Genomic DNA, 5,573 nt, shown 5'->3' on the forward strand with positions numbered 1-5,573 from the left:
CGAAAGTCTTGTGACGGCCAAAAAAGCTGTGCTACAGTAGCGGGCTTCGCTGATCAAAACGCAGCGCGACTTGCAAAGCAGGTTGCTGATGCCGGTCAGGGAAGGGGTGAGGTTTTGACCGATCCGAGTGGCTGGTAATACTGGCTGTTTGAATCGAGTTTTGATTGATCCGGTGATCGAGAGAGTTTCAAAAGAAATTTTCGAAAATCACTTGACGAGTTGATCAAAACGCTGACATAATCTCGCTTCTCTGCTGATCACTGATCAGCGCGAACGGCAAAGCGACTGAGGTTGCGAGTTGTTTGGTTCTTTAAAAATTAACAGCCGATAAGCGTGGGCGTTTGAAGGCGAGTTTTGATGCTTGGTGACAAGTATCAAGTCTCTTAGACTTTAAACGCTCACGGAAAATAGACTTTTACTATGTAGATAGTTCAAGTCGATTCCGTTGAGTAAATTCAAGATCGAACTGTAGAGTTTGATCCTGGCTCAGATTGAACGCTGGCGGCATGCCTTACACATGCAAGTCGAACGGTAACAGGTTAAGCTGACGAGTGGCGAACGGGTGAGTAATGTATCGGAACGTGCCCAGTCGTGGGGGATAACTGCTCGAAAGAGCAGCTAATACCGCATACGACCTGAGGGTGAAAGCGGGGGATCGCAAGACCTCGCGCGATTGGAGCGGCCGATATCAGATTAGGTAGTTGGTGAGGTAAAGGCTCACCAAGCCGACGATCTGTAGCTGGTCTGAGAGGACGACCAGCCACACTGGGACTGAGACACGGCCCAGACTCCTACGGGAGGCAGCAGTGGGGAATTTTGGACAATGGGCGCAAGCCTGATCCAGCCATGCCGCGTGCGGGAAGAAGGCCTTCGGGTTGTAAACCGCTTTTGTCAGGGAAGAAACGGCTTTCTCTAATACAGAGGGCTAATGACGGTACCTGAAGAATAAGCACCGGCTAACTACGTGCCAGCAGCCGCGGTAATACGTAGGGTGCAAGCGTTAATCGGAATTACTGGGCGTAAAGCGTGCGCAGGCGGTTATGCAAGACAGAGGTGAAATCCCCGGGCTCAACCTGGGAACTGCCTTTGTGACTGCATGACTAGAGTACGGTAGAGGGGGATGGAATTCCGCGTGTAGCAGTGAAATGCGTAGATATGCGGAGGAACACCGATGGCGAAGGCAATCCCCTGGACCTGTACTGACGCTCATGCACGAAAGCGTGGGGAGCAAACAGGATTAGATACCCTGGTAGTCCACGCCCTAAACGATGTCAACTGGTTGTTGGGAGGGTTTCTTCTCAGTAACGTAGCTAACGCGTGAAGTTGACCGCCTGGGGAGTACGGCCGCAAGGTTGAAACTCAAAGGAATTGACGGGGACCCGCACAAGCGGTGGATGATGTGGTTTAATTCGATGCAACGCGAAAAACCTTACCTACCCTTGACATGTCTGGAATCCTGAAGAGATTTGGGAGTGCTCGAAAGAGAGCCAGAACACAGGTGCTGCATGGCCGTCGTCAGCTCGTGTCGTGAGATGTTGGGTTAAGTCCCGCAACGAGCGCAACCCTTGTCATTAGTTGCTACGAAAGGGCACTCTAATGAGACTGCCGGTGACAAACCGGAGGAAGGTGGGGATGACGTCAGGTCATCATGGCCCTTATGGGTAGGGCTACACACGTCATACAATGGCCGGTACAGAGGGCTGCCAACCCGCGAGGGGGAGCCAATCCCAGAAAACCGGTCGTAGTCCGGATCGTAGTCTGCAACTCGACTGCGTGAAGTCGGAATCGCTAGTAATCGCGGATCAGCTTGCCGCGGTGAATACGTTCCCGGGTCTTGTACACACCGCCCGTCACACCATGGGAGCGGGTTCTGCCAGAAGTAGTTAGCCTAACCGCAAGGGGGGCGATTACCACGGCAGGGTTCGTGACTGGGGTGAAGTCGTAACAAGGTAGCCGTATCGGAAGGTGCGGCTGGATCACCTCCTTTCTAGAGTAGATCGAGCAGTCAACTGCCTTCGGGTAGGGGACCAGCGAGATCCAAATGACTCGTTTTTAAGCGCCCACACTTATCGGCTGTTGACACACAACAGTGAAGAGTAAATACGTGAGCCTGCCGAGCTGGCCTGGTCAGTGACAAGGGCGAGCGTACTGAGAGGCAGGCACGTTAAAACAACGTGGGTCTGTAGCTCAGTCGGTTAGAGCACCGTCTTGATAAGGCGGGGGTCGCTGGTTCGAATCCAGCCAGACCCACCACGAGGTTGATGAGAATCAATCGGGGGATTAGCTCAGCTGGGAGAGCACCTGCTTTGCAAGCAGGGGGTCGTCGGTTCGATCCCGTCATCCTCCACCATTTACTCTGAATACGTTGGCAATTCAAAGAGCTTCAGATGAGAGTCTGGAGCATTTTGAATTGCCAGCAAGACTTTAAAAGTCGGCTGTTGTTCTTTAACAATTTGTAGAGTCGAATCAGCGTTGTCAGTGGAAAGCAAGGCTTCGTAAAGGGAGCTGAGCACCGTGCCACTGATGACATTTGATTGCGTCAACATAGAACTTCAACTGAGCAAGAAATTGTTTGGATATGAAGAACGGCGTAACGCGTGAATACTCAAAAAACGGCCTGATCGAGGAATCGATTGGGATCGTGTCCTTGATCGACAGTGCCGTCAGCGCTGTCAAAGTTATAGGGTCAAGTGACTAAGTGCATGTGGTGGATGCCTTGGCGATTACAGGCGAAGAAGGACGTGATAGCCTGCGATAAGCTTCGGGGAGCTGGCAAATTAGCTTTGATCCGGAGATTTCCGAATGGGGAAACCCACCGCGCGAGCGGTAACGCATGCTGAATACATAGGCATGACGTGGCGAACCGGGTGAACTGAAACATCTCAGTAGCTCGAGGAAAAGACATCAACCGAGATTCCGAGAGTAGTGGCGAGCGAAATCGGAGTAGCCCTTGCGTTTTAGCAGTTGGCATATCAGAACGGAATGGAAAGTCCGGCCATAGCGGGTGATAGCCCCGTATGAGAAATGTTGATTGTGGAACTAGGCGCAAATAGAGTAGGGCGGGGCACGAGAAACCCTGTCTGAACGTGGGGGGACCATCCTCCAAGGCTAAATACTCGTAATCGACCGATAGTGAACAAGTACCGTGAGGGAAAGGCGAAAAGAACCCCGGGAGGGGAGTGAAATAGATCCTGAAACCGCATGCATACAAAAAGTAGGAGCCCGCAAGGGTGACTGCGTACCTTTTGTATAATGGGTCAGCGACTTACATTCAGTGGCGAGGTTAACCGAATAGGGTAGCCGTAGAGAAATCGAGTCCGAATAGGGCGAATTAGTCGCTGGGTGTAGACCCGAAACCAAGTGATCTATCCATGGCCAGGATGAAGGTACCGTAACAGGTGCTGGAGGTCCGAACCGACTAGTGTTGCAAAACTAGCGGATGAGCTGTGGATAGGGGTGAAAGGCTAAACAAACTTGGAAATAGCTGGTTCTCTCCGAAAACTATTTAGGTAGTGCCTCAAGTATTACCTGCGGGGGTAGAGCACTGTTATGGCTAGGGGGTCATGGCGACTTACCAAACCATTGCAAACTCCGAATACCGCAGAGTACAGCTTGGGAGACAGAGCACCGGGTGCTAACGTCCGGACTCAAGAGGGAAACAACCCAGACCGCCAGCTAAGGTCCCCAAAATTGGCTAAGTGGGAAACGAAGTGGGAAGGCTAAAACAGTCAGGATGTTGGCTTAGAAGCAGCCATCATTTAAAGAAAGCGTAATAGCTCACTGATCGAGTCGTCCTGCGCGGAAGATGTAACGGGGCTAAGCCAGTTACCGAAGCTGCGGATGCACAGTAATGTGCGTGGTAGGAGAGCGTTCTGTAAGCCTGTGAAGGTGGCTTGTGAAGGCTGCTGGAGGTATCAGAAGTGCGAATGCTGACATGAGTAGCGTTAAAGGGGGTGAAAAGCCCCCTCGCCGAAAGCGCAAGGTTTCCTACGCAACGTTCATCGGCGTAGGGTGAGTCGGCCCCTAAGGCGAGGCAGAGATGCGTAGCTGATGGGAAACAGGTCAATATTCCTGTACCGATCAATAGTGCGATGTGGGGACGGAGAAGGTTAGCTCAGCCAACTGTTGGAATAGTTGGTTCAAGCGTGTAGTCGTGGTCTCTAGGCAAATCCGGAGATCTGAGATGAGGCGTGATAACGAGGCAGCATGCTGCCGAAGTGAGTGATACCCTGCTTCCAGGAAAAGCCACTAAGCTTCAGCTATTGACGACCGTACCGCAAACCGACACTGGTGCGCGAGATGAGTATTCTAAGGCGCTTGAGAGAACTCTGGAGAAGGAACTCGGCAAATTGACACCGTAACTTCGGAAGAAGGTGTGCCTTTGGTAGGTGAACCATTTACTTGGGGAGCCGATAAAGGCCGCAGAGAATCGGTGGCTGCAACTGTTTATTAAAAACACAGCACTCTGCAAAGACGAAAGTCGACGTATAGGGTGTGACTCCTGCCCGGTGCTGGAAGATTAAATGATGGGGTGCAAGCTCTTGACTGAAGTCCCAGTAAACGGCGGCCGTAACTATAACGGTCCTAAGGTAGCGAAATTCCTTGTCGGGTAAGTTCCGACCTGCACGAATGGAGTAATGATGGCCACACTGTCTCCTCCAGAGACTCAGCGAAGTTGAAATGTTTGTGATGATGCAATCTCCCCGCGGAAAGACGGAAAGACCCCATGAACCTTTACTGTAGCTTTACATTGGACTTTGAACAGATCTGTGTAGGATAGGTGGGAGGCTTTGAAGTATGGTCGCTAGATCATATGGAGCCGACGTTGAAATACCACCCTGGTGTGTTTGAGGTTCTAACCTTGGTCCCTGAATCGGGATTGGGGACAGTGTATGGTGGGCAGTTTGACTGGGGCGGTCTCCTCCCAAAGCGTAACGGAGGAGTTCGAAGGTACGCTAGTTACGGTCGGAAATCGTGACGATAGTGCATTGGCATAAGCGTGCTTGACTGCGAGACTGACAAGTCGAGCAGGTACGAAAGTAGGACAAAGTGATCCGGTGGTTCTGTATGGAAGGGCCATCGCTCAACGGATAAAAGGTACTCTGGGGATAACAGGCTGATACCGCCCAAGAGTTCATATCGACGGCGGTGTTTGGCACCTCGATGTCGGCTCATCTCATCCTGGGGCTGTAGCCGGTCCCAAGGGTATGGCTGTTCGCCATTTAAAGAGGTACGTGAGCTGGGTTTAAAACGTCGTGAGACAGTTTGGTCCCTATCTTCCGTGGGCGCTGCAAGATTGAGAGAGCCTGCTCCTAGTACGAGAGGACCGGAGTGGACGCACCTCTGGTGTATCGGTTGTCACGCCAGTGGCATCGCCGAGTAGCTAAGTGCGGAAGAGATAACCGCTGAAAGCATCTAAGCGGGAAACTCGTCTCAAGATGAGTCTTGCCGGGGCCTAGAGCCCCCTGAAGGGTCGTTCGAGACCAGGACGTTGATAGGCTGGGTGTGGAAGCGCGGTAACGCGTTAAGCTAACCAGTACTAATTGCCCGTGAGGCTTGACCCTATAACTTTG

General features: G+C 52.0%; 2 tRNA genes and 2 rRNA genes. All 4 read left to right on the forward strand.

The window, feature by feature from the left end:
- Nucleotides 1–463 precede the first annotated feature (463 nt).
- The 4 genes from B0W88_RS29190 to B0W88_RS29205 all read left to right on the forward strand — a co-directional run bounded on the left by B0W88_RS29190 (nt 464) and on the right by B0W88_RS29205 (nt 5,564).
- Nucleotides 464–1,987, forward strand: a 16S ribosomal RNA gene (locus B0W88_RS29190).
- 189 nt (nt 1,988–2,176) lie between these two features.
- Nucleotides 2,177–2,253 (forward strand) — tRNA-Ile (locus tag B0W88_RS29195).
- 21 nt (nt 2,254–2,274) lie between these two features.
- A tRNA-Ala gene (locus B0W88_RS29200) sits at nt 2,275–2,350 on the forward strand.
- A gap of 334 nt (nt 2,351–2,684) precedes the next feature.
- Nucleotides 2,685–5,564 (forward strand): 23S ribosomal RNA (locus B0W88_RS29205).
- The 16S and 23S rRNA genes sit together here with 2 tRNA genes alongside, the layout of an rRNA operon.
- Nucleotides 5,565–5,573 lie beyond the last annotated feature (9 nt).

This window comes from Pelomonas sp. KK5, from assembly GCF_001984095.1.
Lineage (GTDB): Bacteria > Pseudomonadota > Gammaproteobacteria > Burkholderiales > Burkholderiaceae_C > KK5.